The organism is Pontixanthobacter rizhaonensis (genome assembly GCF_012972675.1).
Taxonomy (GTDB): domain Bacteria; phylum Pseudomonadota; class Alphaproteobacteria; order Sphingomonadales; family Sphingomonadaceae; genus Pontixanthobacter; species Pontixanthobacter rizhaonensis.
The window spans coordinates 196,085-217,377 of record NZ_JABCRE010000002.1 but is presented as its reverse complement, the minus strand read 5'-3'; the positions used below and the strand labels follow the sequence as shown (position 1 = coordinate 217,377).

Here is a 21,293-nt window from a genome sequence, read left to right as displayed (position 1 = left end):
CAGTATCGCTTTGAATTTCTGATCTTCTCACGCATAGCCATGCCAAGAGGAGTCGGGGACACATGGGCGTTACGGCAATTACTGCGCGGGCAAGTTTGGCCAAACGGTGCCTTTTTTGCGCCGCTTCGGCTGCGGCGCTGAGCGGCTGTGCCACTGGTCTGACCAATGTAGAGCCTGCCGTTTCGGGAATAGCCGTCCCGCAATCTTGGGCCACCGAAACGGTGCCGATTGAAACCGATATTGACCAGTATTGGCAATTGCTGGGCGATCCCCTTCTGTCAGAATTTGTCGATCAAGCCGTTCAGCAGAATTTGGATATTGCACAAGCTGCCGGCCGGTTAGCGCAAGCCCGTGCGGGATTGAAAGGTGCGCAAGCGCGCCGTCTGCCACAACTGTCTGCAACCGGCGGTGCCCGGCGTGATGTCGGTGATTTCGCCAATACGGATGTTCTGTTTTCCGGCGGTCTGGATGCCAGCTGGGAAGCCGATCTGTTCGGTCAAATCAGCAATTCTGTGACCGCGTCACGCGCTGATTTGGCCGCTGCGGGATATTCACTGGGTGATGTCCAGCGATTGGTCATTGGCAATGTGGCCCTGTCCACCATTGCGGCGCGGTCTACCGCGGTTCAGCTAGCCATTGCCCGCGATACTCTGGCCAATCAGAACGAAAATTTGCAAATCGCTGAATGGCGCAATCAAGCCGGTCTTGTCTCTAGCCTTGATGTAGAACAAGCACGCGTCCAGCAAGCCCAAACGGCAGCGAGTATCCCCGCTTTTGAGAGCGACCTCGCATCGACCGCGAACGCTATCTCGACATTGATCGGGGAGCCGCCTGGCCGGGTACTGTCGCTGTTACGGCAAGAAGCAGCTATCCCGGCACCGCCGATGACAGTCGGTTTTTCGGCCCCTGCCGAAGTCCTACGCCGCCGCCCTGATGTGCGCGGCGCGGAAAGCGCTCTGCTGGCGAACAGCGCACGGATCAATATCGCACGCGCGCAATTGCTGCCAATGGTCCGGCTAACCGGAAATCTGGGTTCCTCCTCTCGCGGGATCGGCAATTTATTCGACGTCATTACGGGAAATCTCTTTGCCAGCGTGGGCCAGCTGATCTTTGATGGCGGGCAAGCGCGCTCTCAAATAGACAGTGCAGAAGCAACCGCGCAAATCTCGCTCGCCGCGTGGCAGCAAACTATCTTGCGCGCGCTTGAAGACGTGGAAAGCTCTGCAGTCGATTTAGACGCATCGCGTGAACGGGTGGCAATTCTGGCACAGGCACAAGAGGCGGCGGGCAATGCCGCCATACTCGCGCGCAGCCAATATCAGGCCGGACTGATTGATTTCCAGTTTCTGCTGACCAGCGAGAACCAATTGCTGTCAGCGCGCAATGCACTCGCCGCCGCCCAAGCGCAGCGCGCCAGTGCATTTGTCCGCTTAACCCAGGCATTGGGCGGGGGCTGGACAGAAACCGGCACCCCTACCCCTCAAACTCCACCGGCTGAAGGAAATACGCCATGACCGAAGACACCTCGCAGCAGAGCGTCGAGGAATTTCTCGGTGAGAAAGAACGCCCCCGTTGGCGGCGATGGGCCAAATATTGGGTGCCTGCGCTGATCCTGATCGTGCTCGTGCTCGCCATCTCTCGGTGCAGCGGCGGTGATGATGGTCCGGAATATATCACTCAAGACGTGACTGAAAAGTCGCTTGATCTCACAGTGTCAGCCACCGGTAATTTGCGGCCGACCAACCAAGTTGAGGTGGGTTCGGAAATCTCTGGCCGGATCGATGATATTCGCGCCGATGTGAATGACCGCGTGACTCGCGGCCAAATTTTGGCGGTGGTCAATACAGAGATTATTGACGATCAAATTGCCCAAGCCCGCGCCAATCTGAACGCCGCCAAGGCGCAAGTGGCGCAGGCCGCGGCCGGGCTGAACGTCAACCAAGCGCAGCTCAACCGTTTCCGCGAGGTCTACCGCCTGTCGGATGGGAAAGTGCCCTCCCGCGTTGAGCTGGAACAGGCCGAGGCTTCCGTCGCCCGCGATAAAGCTGCCGTGGCTGCCGCACGCGCCAATGTGCGCGCAGCCGAGGCCACATTGTCGAGCAACAATGTGCAGCGCAGCCGCGCGGTAATCCGCAGCCCTGTATCCGGTGTCGTGCTCGCCCGGCGGGTTGAACCGGGACAAACCGTGGCGGCCGCATTTAACACACCCACCCTGTTCATACTCGCCGAAGATCTCTCGGTCATGCAATTGCGCGTTGCGATTGACGAGGCTGATGTGGGGCAGATTGCCCCCGGCCAGAAAGCCAGCTTCACCGTTGATGCTTATCCGGGGCAACGTTTCCCGGCGCGGGTTGACCGGATCGATCTGGCTTCCAACACGACCTCCGCCGAGGGCGGCTCCGCTGCAGCGGTGGCCAACTCTGTTGTCAGCTATGAAGCCAGATTGTCGGTTGCCAATGGTGACGGGCTGCTGCGCCCCGGTATGACCGCAACGGCGACCGTCGCAACAGAGAGTACCGGCGTACAAATGCTGGTGCCCAATGGAGCACTGCGGTTTAAACCGGATGACGAAGATGAAGGCGGCGGCGGAGGGCCGCTCAACGTCCAAGTCGGGCTGGAACGCGGAGAGCAGCAAGCCAGTATCGGCGCAGGTAGCCGGCAGACGGTCTATATTCTGAAAGACGATGGCACGACTGAACCGATCCAAGTGACCACCGGGCAAAGTGATGGCCGCCTCACGGTGGTAAAATCGGCTGATCTCAAAAAAGGAATGGCGGTTATTACCGGCGTGAAAGCGGCCGGCGAGTGAGCAGCGATCCGCTCATCCAGCTGGAAGGCATAACGAAGACCTTCGGCAGCGGCGATGCGGCGTTTCAGGCGTTGAAAGGCGTCGACATGTCGATTGAACGCGGCGATTTCGTCGCGGTCATGGGGCCATCGGGTTCGGGCAAATCGACCACGATGAACATCTTGGGCTGCCTAGATATCCCGACCTCGGGTATTTTCCGGTTTCGCGGCACGGAAGTGCAATCGCTTACCCGCGATCAGAGAAGTCTGCTGCGGCGGCGTTACCTTGGTTTTGTGTTTCAGGGCTTCAATTTGCTCGCCCGTACCACCGCGCTTGAAAATGTGGAGCTGCCGCTGCTGTATCGCGGCGAAAGCAAGGCTGAACGGCGCAAAGCTGGTCTGCGCGCGCTGGATATGGTCGGGCTAGTCCCTTGGGCTGGCCATACACCGGCGGAACTGTCCGGCGGCCAGCAGCAGCGGGTTGCCATTGCCCGCGCGTTGGTGACACAGCCCGATGTGCTGCTGGCCGATGAACCAACCGGCAATCTCGATAGCGAACGCTCGATTGAAATCATGGAATTGCTCACCGAGCTGAACCAGTCCGGGATTACCGTTCTCATGGTCACGCATGAAGAAGAAATGGCGGCCTTCGCCAAAACCATTGTGCGGTTCCGCGATGGTGTCGTTGAACGGATCGAGAGCGGCACCAGATCGGCACAGATAACCGAGGCGAGCGGCTGATGTTTGGTATTTTCGGCGCGACATTGCTGCTGTCACTACGCGAAATCCGCCGCCATTTGATGCGGTCGTTCCTGACCACGCTGGGGATCATTATCGGTGTGGCCGCCGTGATCACGATGGTCACATTGGGCAATGGCGTAACGGCATCCGTTAAAGAAGACATCTCGTCGCTCGGCGCGAATGTGTATATTATTTTCCCGGTGCGAACCGAACGCGGCAGCCCGCGCCCGTTTGACGAAGCGGATGTGAACGCAGTCGCCAACCAAATCGCCGGCGTCGAAGCCGCCGCCGGCAGCGCCTCAGCCGCTGCAACCGCTTTCCATAACGGGCAAAACTGGTCGACTTCCGTCAATGGTGTGAACAACGAATTCCTGCGCGCGCAATCCATTGACCTTGCCGAGGGGCGCAGCTTCACAGCGGCGGAGGAAACAGCCGGGCAGAATGTCTGCATCCTTGGCCCCAAAGTGCGCGAAGCCATTTTTGTGCCGGACGTTTCACCGCTGGGTGAGGAAATGCGGTTGGATTCGGTGTCTTGTACTGTCATCGGTGTGCTTGAAGAACGCGGCCAAGGCGGCGGCGGGCGCGATGAAGACAATGTCGTGATGATGCCGCTCAAAACCGTCCAACGCCGTTTTACCGGCGATGACACAATCCAGTTTTTTGTGGTCAAATATGACGCGGCCTATTCCAGTGCGAGCATTCAAACCGGTTTGATCGACCTGCTCCGCGAGCGCAGGCTTCTGCAAGAGGGGCAGGAAAACGATTTCAACATCATTGATACTGCGCAGGTCAACCAAGCGCTTGGTACGGCGATTGGCGCATTAACAGGAATGGTCGCCGCGATTGCAGCGATCAGCCTGCTGGTCGGCGGGATCGGGATCATGAATATTATGCTCGTATCGGTCACTGAACGAACGCGAGAGATCGGCATCAGACTGGCCATCGGGGCCTTGGCCAAGGAAGTGCAATTGCAGTTCCTGACCGAAGCGGTTGTGCTGTGCTGTCTTGGCGGATTGGTCGGGATTGTGCTGGCATTCGGCCTGTCATTCGGATTGGCGGCGGCGGTCGGTGTGCCCTTTGTGTTCGATCCGATGATCAATATTCTCAGCTTTATCTTTTCTGCGGCGATGGGAATTATCTTCGGTTATTATCCTGCGCGGCGCGCATCCAAGCTCGACCCGATTGACGCACTGCGTCACGAGTAGGCCCAGCAGCCCAGCACGGCTCCCAAACTGAATGCTGGGCATAGACAACCAGCGCTGGTAGGCGCCGCGCCATGTTAGGAATCAACGGAATTACAGTGCGGCTTGGTGGCCGCGTCATTATTGACAAGGCCACCGCTGCCATCCCGCCGGGCGGACGTGTCGGGTTGATCGGCCGCAATGGCGCGGGGAAATCAACTTTGATGAAAGCGATCATCGGCGACATTGATCCTGATGAGGGCAGCGTGGATATGCCGCGTAACACCCGCCTCGGCTATATCGCGCAGGAAGCACCCGCCGGTTCTATAACACCGCTGGAGTCAGTGCTGGCCGCCGATGTTGAGCGGACGGAATTGCTGGAAGAAAGCGAAACCTGCGAAGACCCGGACCGGCTGGGCGATGTGCATGAACGATTGCTGGCCATTGATGCCTATTCCGCACCATCGCGTGCAGCCCGTATCCTGATCGGGCTTGGCTTTGATGAAGCGATGCAGGAACAGCCGGTAGACAGTTTTTCTGGTGGCTGGAAAATGCGCATTGCGCTGGCTGCGTTGTTGTTCACCCAGCCTGATGTGCTGCTGCTGGATGAACCTTCCAACCACTTGGATTTGGAAGCGACGCTGTGGCTTGAAAACTTCCTGAAATCCTACCCTGCGACGGTGCTCGTGATCAGTCACGAACGCGATCTGCTCAACAATGTGGTCGATAATATTCTGCATCTGCAGGGCGGCAAATTGACGCTGTATCCCGGCGGCTATGACAGTTTTGAACGCCAACGTGCCGAACGCGCGGCTCAGCTCGAGGCTGCGCGTGCATCGCAAGACGCCCAGCGTGCCCGCTTGCAGGATTATGTGAACCGGAACTCGGCCCGCGCATCGACTGCCAAGCAGGCCCAATCGCGCGCAAAGATGCTCGCAAAAATGCAGCCGATCGCGGCAATGATGGAAGACCCCTCGCTCAGTTTCGACTTTCCCCAGCCGAGCGAACTCAAACCCCCGCTGGTCACGCTGGATTTCGCAGCGGTTGGCTATGAGGAGGAAAAGCCGATCCTTCAGCGGCTGAATCTGCGGATTGATCCGGATGAACGGCTTGCTCTGCTGGGCCGGAATGGCAACGGCAAAACCACCCTCGCCCGGCTACTCGCAGCGCAATTGCTGCCGATGGAAGGCGAAATGAACGCGTCTGGCAAAATGTCGGTCGGGTACTTCACCCAATATCAGGTCGAAGAACTGTCCGGCGATTCCACACCGCTGGAACATATGACGCGGGTGATGAAGGATGAAAAACCCGGCTTGATCAGGTCGCAGCTGGGGCGCTTCGGCTTTTCGGGCGAACGCGCAACACAGATGGTCAGCAAGCTTTCCGGCGGCGAAAGGGCCCGGCTCGCGCTGGCGCTGATCACCCGCCATGCCCCGCATTTGCTGATCCTGGATGAACCGACCAACCACTTGGACGTCGACGCGCGCGAGGCGCTGGTACAGGCGCTCCATGCCTATGATGGCGCTGTGATCCTGATCAGCCACGACCGCCATATGGTGGAACTGACAGCAGACCGCTTGGTCTTGGTCGATAGTGGCCGGGCGACGGATTATGATGGCAGTATGGAGGACTATATCGACTTCGTTCTGGGCCGGAACCAGAACAAGTCGAGCGACAAGCCCAAGGCGCCCAAAAAAGACAAGAAAACCGCTGCCAAAGAACGCGCGGATGCACGCGCCGCCAAGGCCAAAATCACTGCGTGCGAGAAAGAAATCGCCAAGCTTGAAGCGAAAATTTCGGTCATTGATCAAGCGATGTTTGAACCCGCCAAAGCCGCCCCCGAAGTGCGCGATATGTCGATGGGCGATTTGTCCCATCAACGGGGCAAGCTGAGCGCGCTGATCGAAGAAAAAGAGGCTGAGTGGCTGGCGCTGAGCGAGACAATAGAGGTTGCAGGTTAGCCCCCGATGGCGCGCCTTATTCTCTTCAACAAACCCCACGGAGTTTTATCGCAATTCACCGATAAGGGCACCGAAACCAAGCGGCAGACGCTGTCCGATTTTGTCGATGTGCGCAGTGTATATCCGGCAGGCCGGCTCGACCGCGATAGCGAGGGATTGCTGCTGCTCACCGATGACGGAAAGCTGCAAGCGCGCATTGCCGAGCCGAAATACACAATGCCCAAAACCTATCTCGCGCAAGTGGAAGGTGAACCTGATGAAGACCAACTGGCGCAGCTGGCGCAGGGCGTGACGCTGAAGGATGGCGTAACCCGTCCGGCACAGGCGGCGCCTATCCCGCCGCCTGATCTGTGGGACCGCGATCCGCCCGTCCGCTTCCGCAAGACAGTGCCCGATAGCTGGATCCGCCTGACCATTACAGAGGGACGCAACCGGCAAGTCCGGCGCATGACCGCAGCAGTGGGCCTGCCGACATTGCGGCTCGTGCGGTGGTCTATCGGGCCGTGGTCGCTTGATGATTTAGACCTTGGGATGTGGCGCGAAGTGGACGCGCATATCTAAGCGTTAATCGGCTTCGACCAGTTCCAACGCGCCTTTATTGTATAGCAGAACAACCAACTCCATCGCGCTCTCGCTGGCGATTTCACCGGCTGATAATTCGGTAATCCTTTCGCGGCAGAGGCGCTGCGCCATATGCGCCATTTCGGCATCGCATTCATAGCTTTCACCATCCACGAACAGCACCACAGCCGCAGCGCTGATTTCTGTGAAGGCGAACCGTTTGGCTGGATTGCGGCGCACCGCTTGGCCCAGTGCCAATTCGCTTTCCATCATTGACCGGGTGAAAGGTTCATCCGGTTGCCAATCAATATCTGGATATTTGGAGGCAGTGGCATATTCCCCTGCCCACCGCGCAAACTGGTCTGGATCGCTCACACTATCGAGCATCATACGCTGCATCTTTTGCAGCACAGCGGGTGCGATGGCACCGGGATGTTTCTGGGCGACAAGATCGGGATCACCGTAGCGTGGGTCTTCGGTCATGGAGAGCAGCACATGGTCGGCATAATGTGCCAGCAACTCGCTCGTCGCCGGGGCGCGGAAACCGATGGAGTAGGTCATACAACCATCGCCCACTGCCACGCCATTATGGGCAATACCGGGCGGGACATAGAGCATATCACCGGGTTCCAACACCCAATCATCCTGCACTTCAAAATCTGCCAGTAGGCGCAAATCATCATGCGGCAACAACGGGGAAGATGCATCGCACACCTGCCCCGTTTGCCATCGGCGTTTGCCCGCCCCCTGAATCAGAAATACGTCATACTGGTCAAAATGCGGCCCGACCCCGCCACCATCATTGGCAAGGCTGACCATAACATCATCAATCCGCCAATCAGGTACGAACCGGAAAGGCTCGATTAGATCAGCGACCTCGGGAATAAACTGGTCGACCGCTTGCACCAGCAATGTCCAAGCCGCTGGCCCAAGGGTTTGCAATCGGTCCGCCATCATTGGCCCGTGGGTCAGCGTCAGCCCGTCATCGCAATGTTCGATGAGCCGCGATTCCACTTCTTCCTCGCAAGCGAGCCCTGCCACATCATTCTCATCGACCGGATTGACCCACCCGTCCCAGGCATTGCGGATCAGGCGCGGTTTTTTCTGCCAATACTTTGCCAGAAAATCCGCAGAATCGAAGTTGACCAATTGCATATCCCGCCACCTACAACGGTCTGCGCATCAGGGCGATAGGCTATCTGCGTGCAGTAAATAGCGCCCTGCCCGTCAACACCGCTGGCACCGCACCGATCAGCAACCGCAGAAAGGGTGTGGGCACACCGCTGCAAAGGCTCCGGCTGATCGGGTATAGACTTGGTTCAGATAGAGCCGCATACCATCAGGCAAACTGCTTCTGCGCGAAGCATCCAGAATTGAAAATCATCAGGGCTAGATATATCAATGGCGAGCAAGCAATCCCCAAGCGTTCCGACCAAACGCAATGCGTTTACGCGCTTTCTCGACGGGGTTGAATGGCTCGGCAACTTATTGCCGCATCCCGTCACGCTATTTGCGCTGCTGGCCATCGGGATCGTTTTGCTGTCCGGCCTTATGGGCTATCTTGGCGTGGCAGTAGAAGATCCGCGGCCAGCAGGGGGCAAAGGCGTCGCGGAAGACGGAATGATCCGTGCGGTCAGCCTGATGGATGGTGACGGGGTCCGCCGTATATTCACCAATCTGGTCGGCAATTTCACCGGTTTTGCGCCTTTAGGCGTGGTGCTGGTGGCCATGCTGGGCGTGGGTGTGGCAGAAAAATCAGGGCTGTTATCAGCCGCAGTGCGCAACATGGTGCTGGGCGCACCGCGCCATTTGGTGACGGTGGCGATTGTCTTTGCCGGCATCGTTTCCAACACCGCGTCAGAGGTTGGTTATGTGGTTCTGATCCCGCTGGCAGCCGCTATTTTCTATGCGCTTGGCCGGCATCCGCTGGCCGGTATGGCCGCCGCATTTGCCGGTGTATCCGGCGGCTACAGCGCCAATCTGCTGATTGGTACGATCGACCCCTTGCTGGCGGGTATCACACAAGAGGCAGCCCGGCTGATTGCTCCTGACTATATCGTAGTGGCGACCGCCAATTGGTACTTCATGGTCGCATCCACCTTTCTGATCACGATTATCGGGTCGCTGGTGACCATCTTTATCGTTGAACCAAAGCTGGGCGAATATGACTCCAGCGACGCGGACCCGACCATCCTTGATGATAATATGATGGAGCCGCTGGCAGATAAGGAACGCAAAGGGCTGCGCTGGGCCGGTATCGCCTTGCTGGGCGTATTGGCGTTTATGGCGCTGACATTGCTGCCCGATTGGGGTGTGCTCAGAAATCCGGAAACGGGCGACCGGATCAACTCCCCTTTCTTCAAAGGGTTCGTGGTCTGGATTTTGATTTTCTTTGTCGCCACGGGTTACGCTTATGGCCGGGCAGCGGGCACCATGAAAACTGATCGCGATGTCATTGATGCAATGGCCGCCGCGCTTGCTTCGCTTGGCCTATACATCGTGCTGGTATTCTTTGCCGCGCAATTCGTCGCATTCTTCGGATGGACCAATTTGGGCGCGATCACCGCCGTCACCGGGGCAAACTTCCTGCAAGAGACGGGCATGACCGGCCCGGCAGTGTTCTTTGTGTTCATTCTGATGTGCGCGGTGATCAACCTGTCGCTGGGATCAGCATCAGCGCAATGGGCCGTTACCGCGCCGATCTTTGTCCCGATGCTGATGCTGATCGGTTATTCGCCAGAGGTCATCCAAGCCGCCTATCGGATCGGCGATTCCACCACCAATATCATCACCCCGATGATGAGTTATTTCGGGTTAATTCTGGCTTGGGCGACCCGGTACGACAAGAATTTGGGTGTCGGTACGTTGATCGCGATGATGCTGCCTTACACCATATTCTTCATGCTGTTCTGGTCGGTATTCTTCTATCTCTGGACATTCGTATTTGGCATTCCGGTTGGCCCGGGATCACCGACCTTCTACAGTCCTTAAGCCGGATTTTTGATCAATTGCCGGGCGGTTTCCAGATCATCCGGGGTATCAATATCGATAAGTATCGCTGGCGGTGCAGCCACCATAACCGCCTTGGCCAACAGGGCTTTCGCGCCGTATTGGCCATCAAGATTGGCTAATTCAGCAAAGTAGCGCTTCCCAAAAATAGCGGGCGGCAATGCGGCCGTGCCATTGCCCGATGCAATAACGCGATCATCACCATGCTGGCCGAACCGATCGATCAATGTCTGAAAGTGCTCACGCGTCACCAATGGCATATCCGCCAAACATATCAGCAACGCATCTGCATCTTTATCAGCGGCTATCTGCGCAGCCATTGCAACCGATGTGCCCATACCCTGCTGCGCCAGCGGGTTTACATGCACTGCAAAGCCGCGCGCGGTCCAGCCTTGCGCGCACAGATGATTGGGTTCGGACGTGATGATCACTTGATGGTCGCAGCCGAGCCTTGCGGCCGTATGGCTGGCGTGATGGCCCAGCATTACCCCGTCCAATTGCTGCGAAAGCTTATCCGCATGGCCAAAGCGGCGCGATTGGCCAGCCGCCAATATGGCGGCGCAGATAGACGGGTCCGGCCTATGCTCGGTCATATGTGAAACCGGCTTCGTGATAAGATTGGATCACTTGCCCCAGCGTTGACAAAGCCAGAGTGTCCGGGTCGCGCGAAGAATGAAACAACCCGATCGGCGCATGGATAGACGCGATCTGTTGGTCGCTGATACCAGCATGGCCGAGCGCCACAACCCGCACCGCATGGGCCTTGCGACCACCCATAGCGCCAAGGTAGAAATGCGGTTGGCCAAGCACCTTGGCCATCAGCTCCGTTTCCCAATCATGATCATGAAACAGAAACACGATTGCCGTCCACCTGTCGCAATCCAGCGCGGACACATCTGATGGCGCGGTAAGATGATGGGTGGCGATCTCCGGATCACTCAGGCCCGCCAGCAACGCTGTGTCTGGCGACTGAACCGCCACTGTGAGATCGATCTGCCTGGCCAGCCGGGCCAAGGATGCCACCCCTGCCCCGTGTCCCAAGATCAACAATTTGGGTTCCGGCCAATGCCCGATTGTCGCCGTTCCATCCGGCACGGAGGTATCGGTGTCGCTCCGCCCAGAGATGAAATCTGCGTTCCCGCCCTCAAGCGGTAGCGCAAGCGAAAATGGTGTCCGGCCCTCAATCGCGGCCAGCGATGCATCAATCACTGCACGGTCATGCAGCGGCTGAAAATGAATATCGAGGCCCCCGCCGCATGGCAGCTTGATATCGATATAGGGTGATCCCGCCCCGAACCGGACCATGCGGGCCTGCCCTGTCTTAAGCGCATCAAGCGCCTCTGCCACGACTGCATTTTCGATACAGCCGCCCGACAGCGAGCCTTCAAACCGGCCATCGCTGCACACACCCATATGCGTACCCGGCCCGCGCATAGACGAGCCCTCAACAGCGATCACGGTGACAAGGACCACAGAAGCCCCGGCGGTTAAACAATCACCCAGAAAGGCAAATACGCGCCGGTTATCCAACGCTTGAGTGCCTTATTCTGAAAGTGTCGCGAGATACGCAATAATCGCCGCGCGATCATCCGCATCGTTCACCGCACCGGCCACCATTCGGGTACCAGGCACTTTGGCAGACGGGTTCGTCAGGAATTCGTCCAATTCACCGCTATTCCAAGTGAGACCGGAACCAGCCATTGCATCGGAATAGTCAAACCCTGCCAAGCTACCCGCCGCGCGGCCAACGACCCCGTATAGATTTGGTCCGATGCTGGAGGCGCCATCGGGCGTTACTGAGTGACACGCGACGCACGCAGCAAAGGCAGACTTGCCCGCTGCCACAAGATCAGCTGCGTCTGCGCCGTCCGCATCAGCGGCAGCACCCTCTACCGGCGTTGCCGCTTCACCCGGTTCGCGGATGACAATCTGCTCTGTCGGTTCTGGCGATTCCGAACCACAGGCAGACAGGCTGACGGTGGCCGTCATGGCGAACAGGGTAAGCTTGATAGCATTCATAATATAGCGTCCTATCTCAGGCGAAGTTTTGGTATCAGGCGAAGTGTTTGGAAATCGGCAATTCGCGAATGCGCTGGCCGGTCGCTGCAAAGATGGCATTGGTCACAGCCGGTGCCGCTGGTGGCAGGCCGGGTTCCCCCGCCCCGCCCAAATTGTCTGGCGCACCGTTGATGATCTGCACAGCAATGTCCGGTGCATCGTCCATTCTCATCATTTTATAGTCATGAAAATTGCTCTGTTCGACAGCACCATCTTTAATCGTGATTTCATCATACATGGCCGCTGTCAGCCCGTAGATGATGCCGCTTTCCATCTGGGCTTTCAGGCCATCGGGGTTCATCGCAAAGCCGGCGTCGACACAGCAATAGACTTTCGTCACCTTGGGCGTTTCGCCGGTCATATCGACCTCCGCCACTTCCGCGACAATCGAATTGAATGACCGCGCCAAGGCGATCCCGCGACCATGCCCTTCCGGCAGCGGACTGCCCCAGCCCGCCATTTCGGCAGCACCGTTAAGGACAGCCAAATGACGCGGCGAATTCTTCAGTAGTTCGCGGCGGAACTCGACCGGATCCTTGCCCGCAGCCGCAGCCAGTTCATCCACGAAACTCTCAACAAAGAACCCGTGCTGGCTATGCGCCACGGAACGCCACGCGCCCAGCCTTACAGGCCATTCCACTTCGGCATTGCGAACCGAGACATTGGCAATATCGTAAAATTCAACCAGCGGTGCCTCTGGCGGTTCATCCTCTGTGCAATGGACATTGTTCCAGCAAATGACTTTGCCGTTTTCATCCAGTCCGCCGGTAAAGCGGCTGATATCTGCCGGGCGGTAGAAATCCTGAGCAGTATCTTCTTCGCGCGACCAAATCATCTTGATCGGATAGCCAGTCGCCTTGGCCAGACGCGCAGCCTGATTGGTATATTCAGGCGTCAAACGGCGGCCAAATCCGCCGCCCAGCAGGACGCTGTGCATTGTGACATCATCAGCGCTGACACCTGCACCCTCCGCCGCACCATCGCGTGCCATCAACGGTACCTGTGTGCCGGTCCAGATGTCGCATTTCCCATCGCGCACCCAGGCAGTGCAGTTCATCGGCTCCATCGTCGCATGGGCCAGAAACGGCACCTTATATTCTGCCTCCACCTTTGTGACAGCATCGGCCAAAGCGCCCACCGCATCGCCATAATCCGCCTTGCTGTTGCCGCCGCTATCACCGGCTTCGTCCAAGGCTTTGGTGAAACCCGCAAACATCGTGGCAGTATCGGCGGAATCGTTTTCCGATTCTGTATAGGTTATTTTGATGGTATTGAGCGCTCGCTGTGCCTGCCAATAGGAATCGGCCACCACCGCCACAAAATCACCCATATTCAAGATCTGCAACACGCCGCGCATTTCCTTCGCTGCGCTGGCATCCATCGATGCGATTGCCCCGCCAACCACAGGCGACGCCTTCACCGCAGCATAGCGTAAATTCTCGCCTTCCGGTCCTGCATCAACCCCGAAGATGGCTGTGCCATCGACTTTGGACGGGATATCTTTGCGCGGTGCCGGTGTACCCATCAATTTATATTCATCGACCGTCTTGATGCGCGGCGCACGCGGCAAGTCTTGCTCAGCGGCGGCTGCGGCGAAGGCGGAATATGGCTCCGACCTACCCGAAGCGGCATGGATCACCGTGGCGTTTTGCGTGGTGATTTCTGCGGCGGGAACACCCCATTCCTTCGCCGCGGACGCAACCAGCATTTCACGCGCCGCAGCGCCGGCGATCCGCATCCCGTTTTGCCCGGTTGACCGCACGGATGAGCTGCCGCCAGTGATATAGGCACCGGCCAGCTTGCCAATTTGCGTGAACAGACCGTCATAGGTCGGCTCCATAAAGCTCACTTGGTTGGGCCGATCAGGCAGCGTTCCCGGCCCGACAAAAGTCCGTACAGCGTGCTGGGACACATAATTGCCGTCTGCCGGGGCATCCATTACCCGGACATTCTCCCAGTTCACATCCATTTCATCGGCCAGCATTTGGGCAATCGTGGAATTGGCACCTTGTCCCATCTCACAATGCGGAACAATCGCGGTGACCAGATTGTCCGACCCGATTTTAACCCACGCATTGACCAGAGCCTCGCCCTCACCCTGAGCCACGATACCTTTTAATTTGCCCACCGGATTGCCGGACCGGACAGCCACACCCACAACCAAAGCGCCGCCTGCGATGGCACCGGCACCGATAAATCCGCGGCGGGTCCATTTCGCGGCGCGGCTGCGTTCGGGCTTTTCAGATACTGGATCGCTCATGCCGATGCCTCCTGAGAACCGGAGGGTTCACTGCCCGCTGCCACTTTAATGGCTTTGCGAATACGGCCATACATCCCGCAGCGGCAGACATTGCCTTTCATCGCAGCGTCGATCTGTTCGTCGGTTGGGTTAGGTGTCTCTTTCAGCAAGGCTGTGGCCGACATGATCTGGCCAGACTGGCAATATCCGCATTGCGGCACTTGCTCGCTTATCCAGGCCTGTTGCACTTTGCTGAGCGTGCCATCCGCCTCAGCAATACCTTCGATTGTCGTAATGGCTTTGCCATCAGCGGCAGAGATCGGGGTGGAACAGCTGCGGACAGGCTGCCCGTCCAAATGCACTGTGCAGGCCCCGCATTGCGCAATGCCGCATCCGAATTTGGTGCCGGTCAGGCCAAGCTGCTCACGTACCGCCCACAAGATGGGCATTGCGGGATCAACGTCCAGCTCTTCCGGTTTGCCATTCACGCTGATGCTAAGCATAGATATTTCCTCTCACGGCAGCTGATCATGGTGGCCGCTGTATAGCCTTTTTAGGCGACTTTGCCGCCCGCGCAACAGGACACTCCAGCAAGCATTTTTACTTGCCTACGAAGTAACCGTCTGGGGAACATCGGGTTCCCCGGCGGCCCACTCTTTAACCTTGGCCTTCGCCTTCATATGCACCACCGCCAAGGCAGGTATTACCAGCATCAACTGGATCGTCCCGATCAGCACCCCAAAACCGAGACTGGCAGACATCGGGATCAAGAATTGCGCCTGAATGCTGGTTTCAAACGTAATCGGCGCCACGCCGAGGAACGTCGTGATCGCGGTAAGCATGATCGGCCTGAAACGCGATTTGGCAGCGTCGATCACGGCCTCGTCCGGCGGTATCCCGGCTTCCAAATTCTCGTTCATGAAATCGATCAGAACAAGGGAGCCGTTAATGATCACACCCGACAGCGCGACGATCCCGAACATCGACAAGATACCCAGCGGAATGCCAAGCACCAAATGCCCGAACAATGCGCCAACCAGGCCAAAGGGAATTGCCGCCATAATGATCAATGGCTGGGTGTAAGACCGGAAAGGAATGGCGAGCAGCGCATAAATGATGATCAGCGCCAACCCGAATGCCGAACCCAAATCACCAAAGCTTTCCTGCTGTTCTTCCTGCGCGCCGCCAAACGAATAGCCAAGCGATGGATAGTCGGCGATCACTTTGGGCAAGATATCTGCGGTGAGCAGATCGGTCACTTCTTGCCCCGTTACCACATCCTCGTTGACGTCTGCGGTTACGGTAATGATCCGCCGGCCGCCTTCTCTCCTGATTTGCGAAGGGGCCTCCGTGAAGGAAGCCTCCGCAATCGAGCCAACCGATGTGAAACCATTGGCCAAACGGATACGCAGCTTTTCGATGTCGGCGATGGAATTACGCTCATCTTCGGGCAAGCGCACATATACGCGAACGTCTTCGCGGCCCCGTTGGACACGCAGCGCCTCTGCCCCAAAGAAAGCAGCACGGACTTGCGCAGCAACATCTTGCAAGGTCACACCCAGCGTACGGGCTGACGGCTTCATCCGCAGCTCAACCTCGCGCATTCCGGCATCCTGATCGCTTTCAACATCGAACACACCGCTCAGCGATGCCAGCTCTTCCATCACTCTGGCCCGGATAATATCCAGCGTCGCTTCGTCCTGATGGGACAATTGCACATTCACCGGGTCACCAATGCTCAACAATGCAGAGGAAATTGCGAAAGACTTTGCTTCGGGCAGATCCCCCAATTCCTCGCGCCAAGCGTTTTCAAACTCTACTGCCGAGATGGTCCGATCGTCTGATTTGGACAGCGCAATCTGGATGCTCGCGATGCTGGGGCTGAATGTATCTTTATTGCCATCCGGCCCGCCTGCGACTTGCTGTAGGCCGATGGTGGTATAGGTCGATTCGACAAGCAAATCACGATTGCCGTCTTCACCGCTGCCATCGCCGGTCAAACGTTCAATCGCACGTTCACCCGCCTGTTCGATCCGTTCCGCAACCGCAGTGGTGCGATCAATGGTTGTGCCAGACGGCATCTCCAATGACGCCGTGACTTGATCCGCTTCGATATCGGGGAAGAAGGAAAATTTGATAATCCCGGCGGGCACCATCGCCACGAACAGGATCAGCATCGCAACCGCGCCTGCGATAATAATTGCTGGCGCCCGAACAGTGAAGTTCAGCGCGGTATCCAGCGGACCTTCAACGAATTGCTGGAACCGGACGTCAACCGCCTTCTGAACACGTTCAAAGAAGCGCGTGACCCGGTTTTTGGCAACGGTTCCGGCTGCCGGCAGATGGGACAAGTGATAGGGAAGGACCAGCAACGCCTCGACCAGAGACAGTATAAGTACGGCCAACACCACGAGCGGAATATCCGCCAGAATCTTGCCGATTGACCCGCCAATTGCGAGCAGCGGCGAAAACGCGGTTACAGTCGTCAGAACCGCGAAGATCACGGGGACTTTGACGCGCTGCGCCCCGGCAATCGCGGCCCCGATACTGCTGCGCCCTCGCTCCCGCTCAGCATAGATATTCTCGCCCACAACCACTGCGTCATCAACCACTAGACCGAGCGCCAGAATAAAGCCGAAAAGGGAGAACATATTGATGCTGGAACCGGCATATTCCAGCAGGAATATCGCACCGATAAACGTCGCACCGATCCCGATGGCAGTCCAAAACGCCAAGCGTAAATCAAGAAACAGCGTCAGTGCGACGAGCACCAAGATCAAGCCTAGCACCGCATTTTTCAGCAGCAGTGAAAGCCGGTCATCGAGAATTTCGGAATCATCATCCCAAATCGCATAAGAAACTCCCGGTGGCAGCGAATAGCCTTCCGTCAGCAGCGTTTTGACGGCGGCGGACACATCGAGGACGCGCTCGTCACTGGTCCGGTAAACATCCACGAAGGCGACCGGCTTATTATCAAAGCGCGCGGTAAGGTCCGTGTCGGCAAAGCCGTCCTCAATAGTGGCGACATCGCCCAAACGCAGGATTGCACCTCCGCCGGTCGTAAGCAGAACAATGTCTTCAAAATCCTGTTGGGTATAATTCTGGCCGACAGTGCGAATGCGCACTTCTTCCGTCGCGGTATCAATCGAACCCGCGGGGCTATCCAAGCTGCTCTGCGCCACAATATTGGACACATCGGTCAGCGACAGGTTGAGCGCCCTCAGATCGTCTTGCGATATATCCGCGAAAATCTGGTAATCCCTGACTGTGCTGGTGGTAACATAGCTGACATCAGGCAATGCGGAGATTGCATCTTCCAATGCATAGGCCGATTCCTTCAGCGTCCGTTCTGGTACATCGCCAAACAGCGCGATTTTCATAAGAACCTGCCGCGTTGTCAGCTCGCGAACATTGGGTTCTTCGGCTTCCAAGGGGAAAGTGTTGATTTGATCGACTTCGGATTTCACCTCGTCAAGCGCGCTCGCGAGGTCAGTGCCGACTTCCAGCTCTACATTGACCGAGCCAGCCCCTTCAGAAGCAGTGGAAGTGATCTTCTTGACCCCTTCAATCGCTTCTACCGCCTGTTCCACCCGCACAATGATCGATTCCTCGACCTCCTCTGGTGTCGCGCCGGGATATGCGACCGACACGCTGACGGTATCGAGGCTTTGTTCGGCAAATACCTCCTGCCCGATGGTGGAGTAGGAATAGAGGCCGGCAATGATCATGAAGATCATAATGATATTCGCGGCCACGCCGTTGCGCGCCATAAACGCAATCACCCCGGGACGATCCCGGGCGCGTTCGTCGGATACTTCACCGAACCGATCAACCGGACGCTGTTCGCCCGCCGGTGTCACATCATTCTGTTCGCCCGATCCGCTCATTGATCAGGACTGCGAGCGATCCGCACGGGCATACCGTCAGTCGGTGTGGTCATGTTGCTGGTGACAATGCTGCCCCCCTGTTCGATGCTCGGCATGGTGACATAGGCCAGCGTGTCACTGCGTTGGAGAACACGCACCGGCAGTATCCGCAATTTGTCATCGCGCACGACCCATATTTCATTGCCGGGCCGCAATGCTTCGGCTGGTATTGCGGCATAGCTGTCGACACTCGCGCCTGCGATTTCTGCGCGGACAAATGCACCAAGCAACAGGGGCGGAGCGCGCGCCACAGAGCTGTCCTGTTCGGCATCGCTCAAACGGCCACCACGAAGCGGTGATGGCACTCGCAGGAAAACCTCCACATTGCGGGTTGCGGCATCCAGACTGGCGTCTGCGCGATCAACAAAGGCAGGCCAGCGATAGGTTAGCCCGCCATATTCGTAGAACACATCAGCGCGAATATTCCCGCCGGACCCGTTCAGCAGGCCGGGGATCAACGCCGCTTCATCCTGCGTCAAAGACAACCGAACTTCATAGGCGCTGGTCGACGCGATCGAACCAAGCGATTGGCCGACCTGCACCAGCGTGCCGACAGCGGCGCTGTCTTCCAGAACAAGACCGCGAAACGGCGATGTAATGCGCGTTCTGCTCAGCGCGAGCCTGGCATCGGCCAAACTCGCGCTGGCGCGCTGTTTAGCCGCTTGGGCAGAGCGTAATTGCGGCTCCCGCGTGGCCAGTACGGACGCACTTCCTGACGCGCTTCCGGACGCGCCTGTTGCAGCACGATTGGATTTGGCTGGCTTTTCCAGCGAGGCTGGCGGCAATATCCGGGCGGCATGATCATCTTTATCGATGGTGGTCGCCAAGCTGTTCTGGCCGGCTTCCCGGCGGGAATACCGTTCCAGATCATCACGCGCGATTTTCACTTCTTCGCGGGCTTCAAGAACCGCGACATCCTGCGCTGCAACATCGGCTTGCGCCATGCGGACTTGGTTCTGATAATCAGCCGCGTCGATCCGCACCACAACCACGCCAGCTGGAACGATGCTGCCTTCACGAAATGCGGGGGAGACATAGGTCAACCGGCCGGAAACTTGCGCGCCGATAACCACCTGGTCACGTGGCTGCACAGTGCCGGAAACGATCACCGGAATGGTTCCAGACGCCGCTTTTAGCGGTAGCCCTTTAACCAGCGGAATTTCAGCGATCCGCTCCTCCTGCTCGGGTGTCGGTCTGATCCAGATCATCAGCGCAGCAATGCCAACCGCTGCCAGCAAGATACCCAGGGCCCATTTGATTTGGCTGCTCATTGCTGATCTTCCTGTACGTCTGATGCTGCTGGCGGGGACTGCTCTACCTGCGTGGTCATTGGCGGTTTCTCTGGCTCAATATCTGGTGCCCAATTGCCGGCGAGCGCCTGATGCACGCTCAGCCTGGCCAACGCCGTTGCGCGCGCGGAAGATGATAAGTCGGATTGCACCCGGTAGACTGTGGTCAGCGCATCCAGATAGGAAACATAGCTTCCCACTCCGGCTGAAAAGCGGCGCTTTTGCAGATCGAGCGACAGCTCCGCATCATCCAATTGCGCGGTGATCAGCAAATAACGCTGGCGTTGTTCTTCATAATCTTCAATCGCACTGCTGCTTTCCTGATACGCCGTGAGAACGGTGCGCGCATAGATAGCGGCTTGTTGATCGTACAATGCTCTGGCGCTGCGGATATTGGCGCTAATCCGGCCAGCATTGAAAATCGGCGCGACAATGTTTGCGGCAAGCGATGTCGTCCAATTATCTGCAAAATCCAGCGCGGCGGAAACCGTATCGCCTTGCGTCCCGACCGAACCAGACAGACTTATCTGCGGGAAGCGTTCCGCTTTTCTGGCGCCGATCCTCAACCGTGCGGCATCCAGCCTGGCCCAATTTGCCGCAACATCGGGGCGCTGGGACAACAGATCAATCGGCAAACCGGCGGGCACCGGTTCAAACACCAGCCGGGGGGTTAAGCTCTGCGATAACCTTTGCCGGAGCGGTTGCGGATACGTTCCAATCAACACCGCTAAACGGTTTTCTGTATCCGCCAGCGCGCTTTCAAACTGCGGCAGTGAAGCCTGCGCCGAGCGGAGTTCCTGCCGGATTTGGAACAGTTCAAAACTATCTGACAAACCCCGCCGGAACTGTTCGTCAGTGCGTTCTGCCCGATCATTCAGAACATCAGAGATCAATACCGTCAGTTCGATCTGGCGGCGCGTATCCACGATGTCGAAATAGGCCGATATTGCCTGAGCGGCGGCGGAAAGCTGAACTGATTGCAGATCATAGGCTGATGCCACAGCATCCTGCCGCGCCGCTGCATAATCATTGCGCGCGCGGCCAAAAAGGTCGAGCTCATACGCAGCGCTGAGGCTGGGGGAATAGGTTTCGTTCTCGATCCGGTTAATCGCGCCCGCACCCAAATCACCAAAAGCACTGCCAGCAAGCGGGCTGCTGGATTGGCTCGCACTAATCCCGGCACTCACGCTCGGAAGAAGCGATGCCCTGGTGATGCGTGCTTGTGCAGTCACTTGTTCCAACCGGGCCGCTGCCTCGGCAATATCAAGATTGTTCTTCAAAGCATCAGTGACCAGCCCATCCAGAACCGGGTCTTCAAACGCATTCCACCATGCGGCGGGTTTGTAGGGCTTGCCATCAACCTCGCTGGGGAACGTATCAGGAATGTCCGACACAATGTTTGGCGTTTGTTCGGCTGGTGCCATCGAAACACAGCCCGCCAGCAGCATCACAATCGGTCCAGTGCACAGCACTTGTCGCAATGTCAGCCCCTTGGAAAGGTGCGTGGGGGTAGCAATTCGCGGTTGGTTATTACGCCTTGA

Annotated in this window: 16 protein-coding genes; 7 read left to right on the top strand and 9 right to left on the bottom strand. The window is 57.7% G+C overall.

Features of this window, described 5'->3' with window-relative positions:
• Window positions 1-62 precede the first annotated feature (62 nt).
• From HKD42_RS00915 to HKD42_RS00890, 6 genes are all read left to right on the top strand, one after another.
• The gene (locus HKD42_RS00915; protein ID WP_170009440.1) at window positions 63-1,514 is read left to right on the top strand and encodes an efflux transporter outer membrane subunit; all 1,452 of its coding nucleotides are present in this window, start codon (window positions 63-65) and stop codon (window positions 1,512-1,514) included.
• Entirely contained in the window at window positions 1,511-2,809 is a 1,299-nt protein-coding gene (locus tag HKD42_RS00910; RefSeq protein ID WP_170009438.1) for an efflux RND transporter periplasmic adaptor subunit, read from the top strand. Before HKD42_RS00915 ends, HKD42_RS00910 begins: the two co-directional genes overlap by 4 nt.
• Window positions 2,806-3,528 carry an ATP-binding cassette domain-containing protein gene (locus tag HKD42_RS00905; RefSeq protein ID WP_170009436.1) on the top strand — a complete coding sequence of 241 codons (723 nt, stop codon included), beginning with the start codon at window positions 2,806-2,808 and terminating at the stop codon, window positions 3,526-3,528. The genes HKD42_RS00910 and HKD42_RS00905 overlap by 4 nt, the downstream gene beginning before the upstream one ends.
• A gap of 8 nt (window positions 3,529-3,536) precedes the next feature.
• Window positions 3,537-4,733 (top strand): ABC transporter permease, encoded by a 1,197-nt coding sequence (locus tag HKD42_RS00900; protein ID WP_170011979.1) that lies wholly within the window; start codon window positions 3,537-3,539, stop codon window positions 4,731-4,733.
• Between the two features lie 71 nt (window positions 4,734-4,804).
• Window positions 4,805-6,670 (top strand): ABC-F family ATP-binding cassette domain-containing protein, encoded by a 1,866-nt coding sequence (locus HKD42_RS00895; protein ID WP_170009435.1) that lies wholly within the window; start codon window positions 4,805-4,807, stop codon window positions 6,668-6,670.
• 6 nt (window positions 6,671-6,676) lie between these two features.
• On the top strand, window positions 6,677-7,231 hold the full coding sequence (locus tag HKD42_RS00890; protein ID WP_170009433.1) for a pseudouridine synthase: 555 nt from the start codon (window positions 6,677-6,679) through the stop codon (window positions 7,229-7,231).
• Between the two features lie 3 nt (window positions 7,232-7,234).
• Here the strand turns inward: HKD42_RS00890 and HKD42_RS00885 are convergent, their stop codons facing one another.
• The gene (locus HKD42_RS00885) at window positions 7,235-8,386 is read right to left on the bottom strand and encodes a cupin domain-containing protein (protein WP_170009431.1); all 1,152 of its coding nucleotides are present in this window, start codon (window positions 8,384-8,386) and stop codon (window positions 7,235-7,237) included.
• Window positions 8,387-8,632: 246 nt separating this feature from the next.
• On the opposite strand from HKD42_RS00885, the gene HKD42_RS00880 reads away from it, so the two are divergent.
• The gene (locus HKD42_RS00880; protein ID WP_170009429.1) at window positions 8,633-10,222 is read left to right on the top strand and encodes an AbgT family transporter; all 1,590 of its coding nucleotides are present in this window, start codon (window positions 8,633-8,635) and stop codon (window positions 10,220-10,222) included.
• Here the strand turns inward: HKD42_RS00880 and HKD42_RS00875 are convergent.
• From HKD42_RS00875 to HKD42_RS00840, 8 genes are all read right to left on the bottom strand, one after another.
• On the bottom strand, window positions 10,219-10,833 hold the full coding sequence (locus HKD42_RS00875; protein WP_170009427.1) for a nucleotidyltransferase family protein: 615 nt from the start codon (window positions 10,831-10,833) through the stop codon (window positions 10,219-10,221). The two genes, HKD42_RS00880 and HKD42_RS00875, sit on opposite strands and share 4 nt — an antisense overlap.
• Entirely contained in the window at window positions 10,820-11,770 is a 951-nt protein-coding gene (locus HKD42_RS00870) for an XdhC family protein (RefSeq protein WP_246236598.1), read from the bottom strand. The genes HKD42_RS00875 and HKD42_RS00870 overlap by 14 nt, the downstream gene beginning before the upstream one ends.
• A gap of 12 nt (window positions 11,771-11,782) precedes the next feature.
• Window positions 11,783-12,259, bottom strand: coding sequence for a c-type cytochrome (locus HKD42_RS00865; protein WP_170009425.1), 477 nt, complete (start codon window positions 12,257-12,259; stop codon window positions 11,783-11,785).
• Between the two features lie 34 nt (window positions 12,260-12,293).
• Window positions 12,294-14,558, bottom strand: a complete 2,265-nt coding sequence (locus HKD42_RS00860) for a xanthine dehydrogenase family protein molybdopterin-binding subunit (protein ID WP_170009423.1) — start codon at window positions 14,556-14,558, stop codon at window positions 12,294-12,296.
• Window positions 14,555-15,040, bottom strand: coding sequence for a (2Fe-2S)-binding protein (locus HKD42_RS00855; protein WP_170009421.1), 486 nt, complete (start codon window positions 15,038-15,040; stop codon window positions 14,555-14,557). The genes HKD42_RS00860 and HKD42_RS00855 overlap by 4 nt, the downstream gene beginning before the upstream one ends.
• A 105-nt stretch (window positions 15,041-15,145) precedes the next feature.
• Window positions 15,146-18,424: an efflux RND transporter permease subunit gene (locus tag HKD42_RS00850; protein WP_170009419.1), complete on the bottom strand. Its 3,279-nt coding sequence runs from the start codon at window positions 18,422-18,424 to the stop codon at window positions 15,146-15,148.
• The gene (locus tag HKD42_RS00845; RefSeq protein WP_170009417.1) at window positions 18,421-19,734 is read right to left on the bottom strand and encodes an efflux RND transporter periplasmic adaptor subunit; all 1,314 of its coding nucleotides are present in this window, start codon (window positions 19,732-19,734) and stop codon (window positions 18,421-18,423) included. Before HKD42_RS00845 ends, HKD42_RS00850 begins: the two co-directional genes overlap by 4 nt.
• Window positions 19,731-21,224 (bottom strand): efflux transporter outer membrane subunit, encoded by a 1,494-nt coding sequence (locus tag HKD42_RS00840; protein WP_343042106.1) that lies wholly within the window; start codon window positions 21,222-21,224, stop codon window positions 19,731-19,733. Before HKD42_RS00840 ends, HKD42_RS00845 begins: the two co-directional genes overlap by 4 nt.
• Window positions 21,225-21,293 lie beyond the last annotated feature (69 nt).

Excerpts from the sequence above, each read along its gene's own strand:
- HKD42_RS00865 (WP_170009425.1), bottom strand. The coding sequence starts at position 12,259 with ATGAATGCTATCAAGCTTACCCTGTTCGCCATGACGGCCACCGTCAGC.
- HKD42_RS00855 (WP_170009421.1), bottom strand. The coding sequence starts at position 15,040 with ATGCTTAGCATCAGCGTGAATGGCAAACCGGAAGAGCTGGACGTTGAT.
- HKD42_RS00915 (WP_170009440.1), top strand. The coding sequence starts at position 63 with ATGGGCGTTACGGCAATTACTGCGCGGGCAAGTTTGGCCAAACGGTGC.
- HKD42_RS00880 (WP_170009429.1), top strand. The coding sequence starts at position 8,633 with ATGGCGAGCAAGCAATCCCCAAGCGTTCCGACCAAACGCAATGCGTTT.
- HKD42_RS00875 (WP_170009427.1), bottom strand. The coding sequence starts at position 10,833 with ATGACCGAGCATAGGCCGGACCCGTCTATCTGCGCCGCCATATTGGCG.
- HKD42_RS00890 (WP_170009433.1), top strand. The coding sequence starts at position 6,677 with ATGGCGCGCCTTATTCTCTTCAACAAACCCCACGGAGTTTTATCGCAA.
- HKD42_RS00850 (WP_170009419.1), bottom strand. The coding sequence starts at position 18,424 with ATGAGCGGATCGGGCGAACAGAATGATGTGACACCGGCGGGCGAACAG.
- HKD42_RS00910 (WP_170009438.1), top strand. The coding sequence starts at position 1,511 with ATGACCGAAGACACCTCGCAGCAGAGCGTCGAGGAATTTCTCGGTGAG.
- HKD42_RS00860 (WP_170009423.1), bottom strand. The coding sequence starts at position 14,558 with ATGAGCGATCCAGTATCTGAAAAGCCCGAACGCAGCCGCGCCGCGAAA.
- HKD42_RS00885 (WP_170009431.1), bottom strand. The coding sequence starts at position 8,386 with ATGCAATTGGTCAACTTCGATTCTGCGGATTTTCTGGCAAAGTATTGG.
- HKD42_RS00845 (WP_170009417.1), bottom strand. The coding sequence starts at position 19,734 with ATGAGCAGCCAAATCAAATGGGCCCTGGGTATCTTGCTGGCAGCGGTT.
- HKD42_RS00895 (WP_170009435.1), top strand. The coding sequence starts at position 4,805 with ATGTTAGGAATCAACGGAATTACAGTGCGGCTTGGTGGCCGCGTCATT.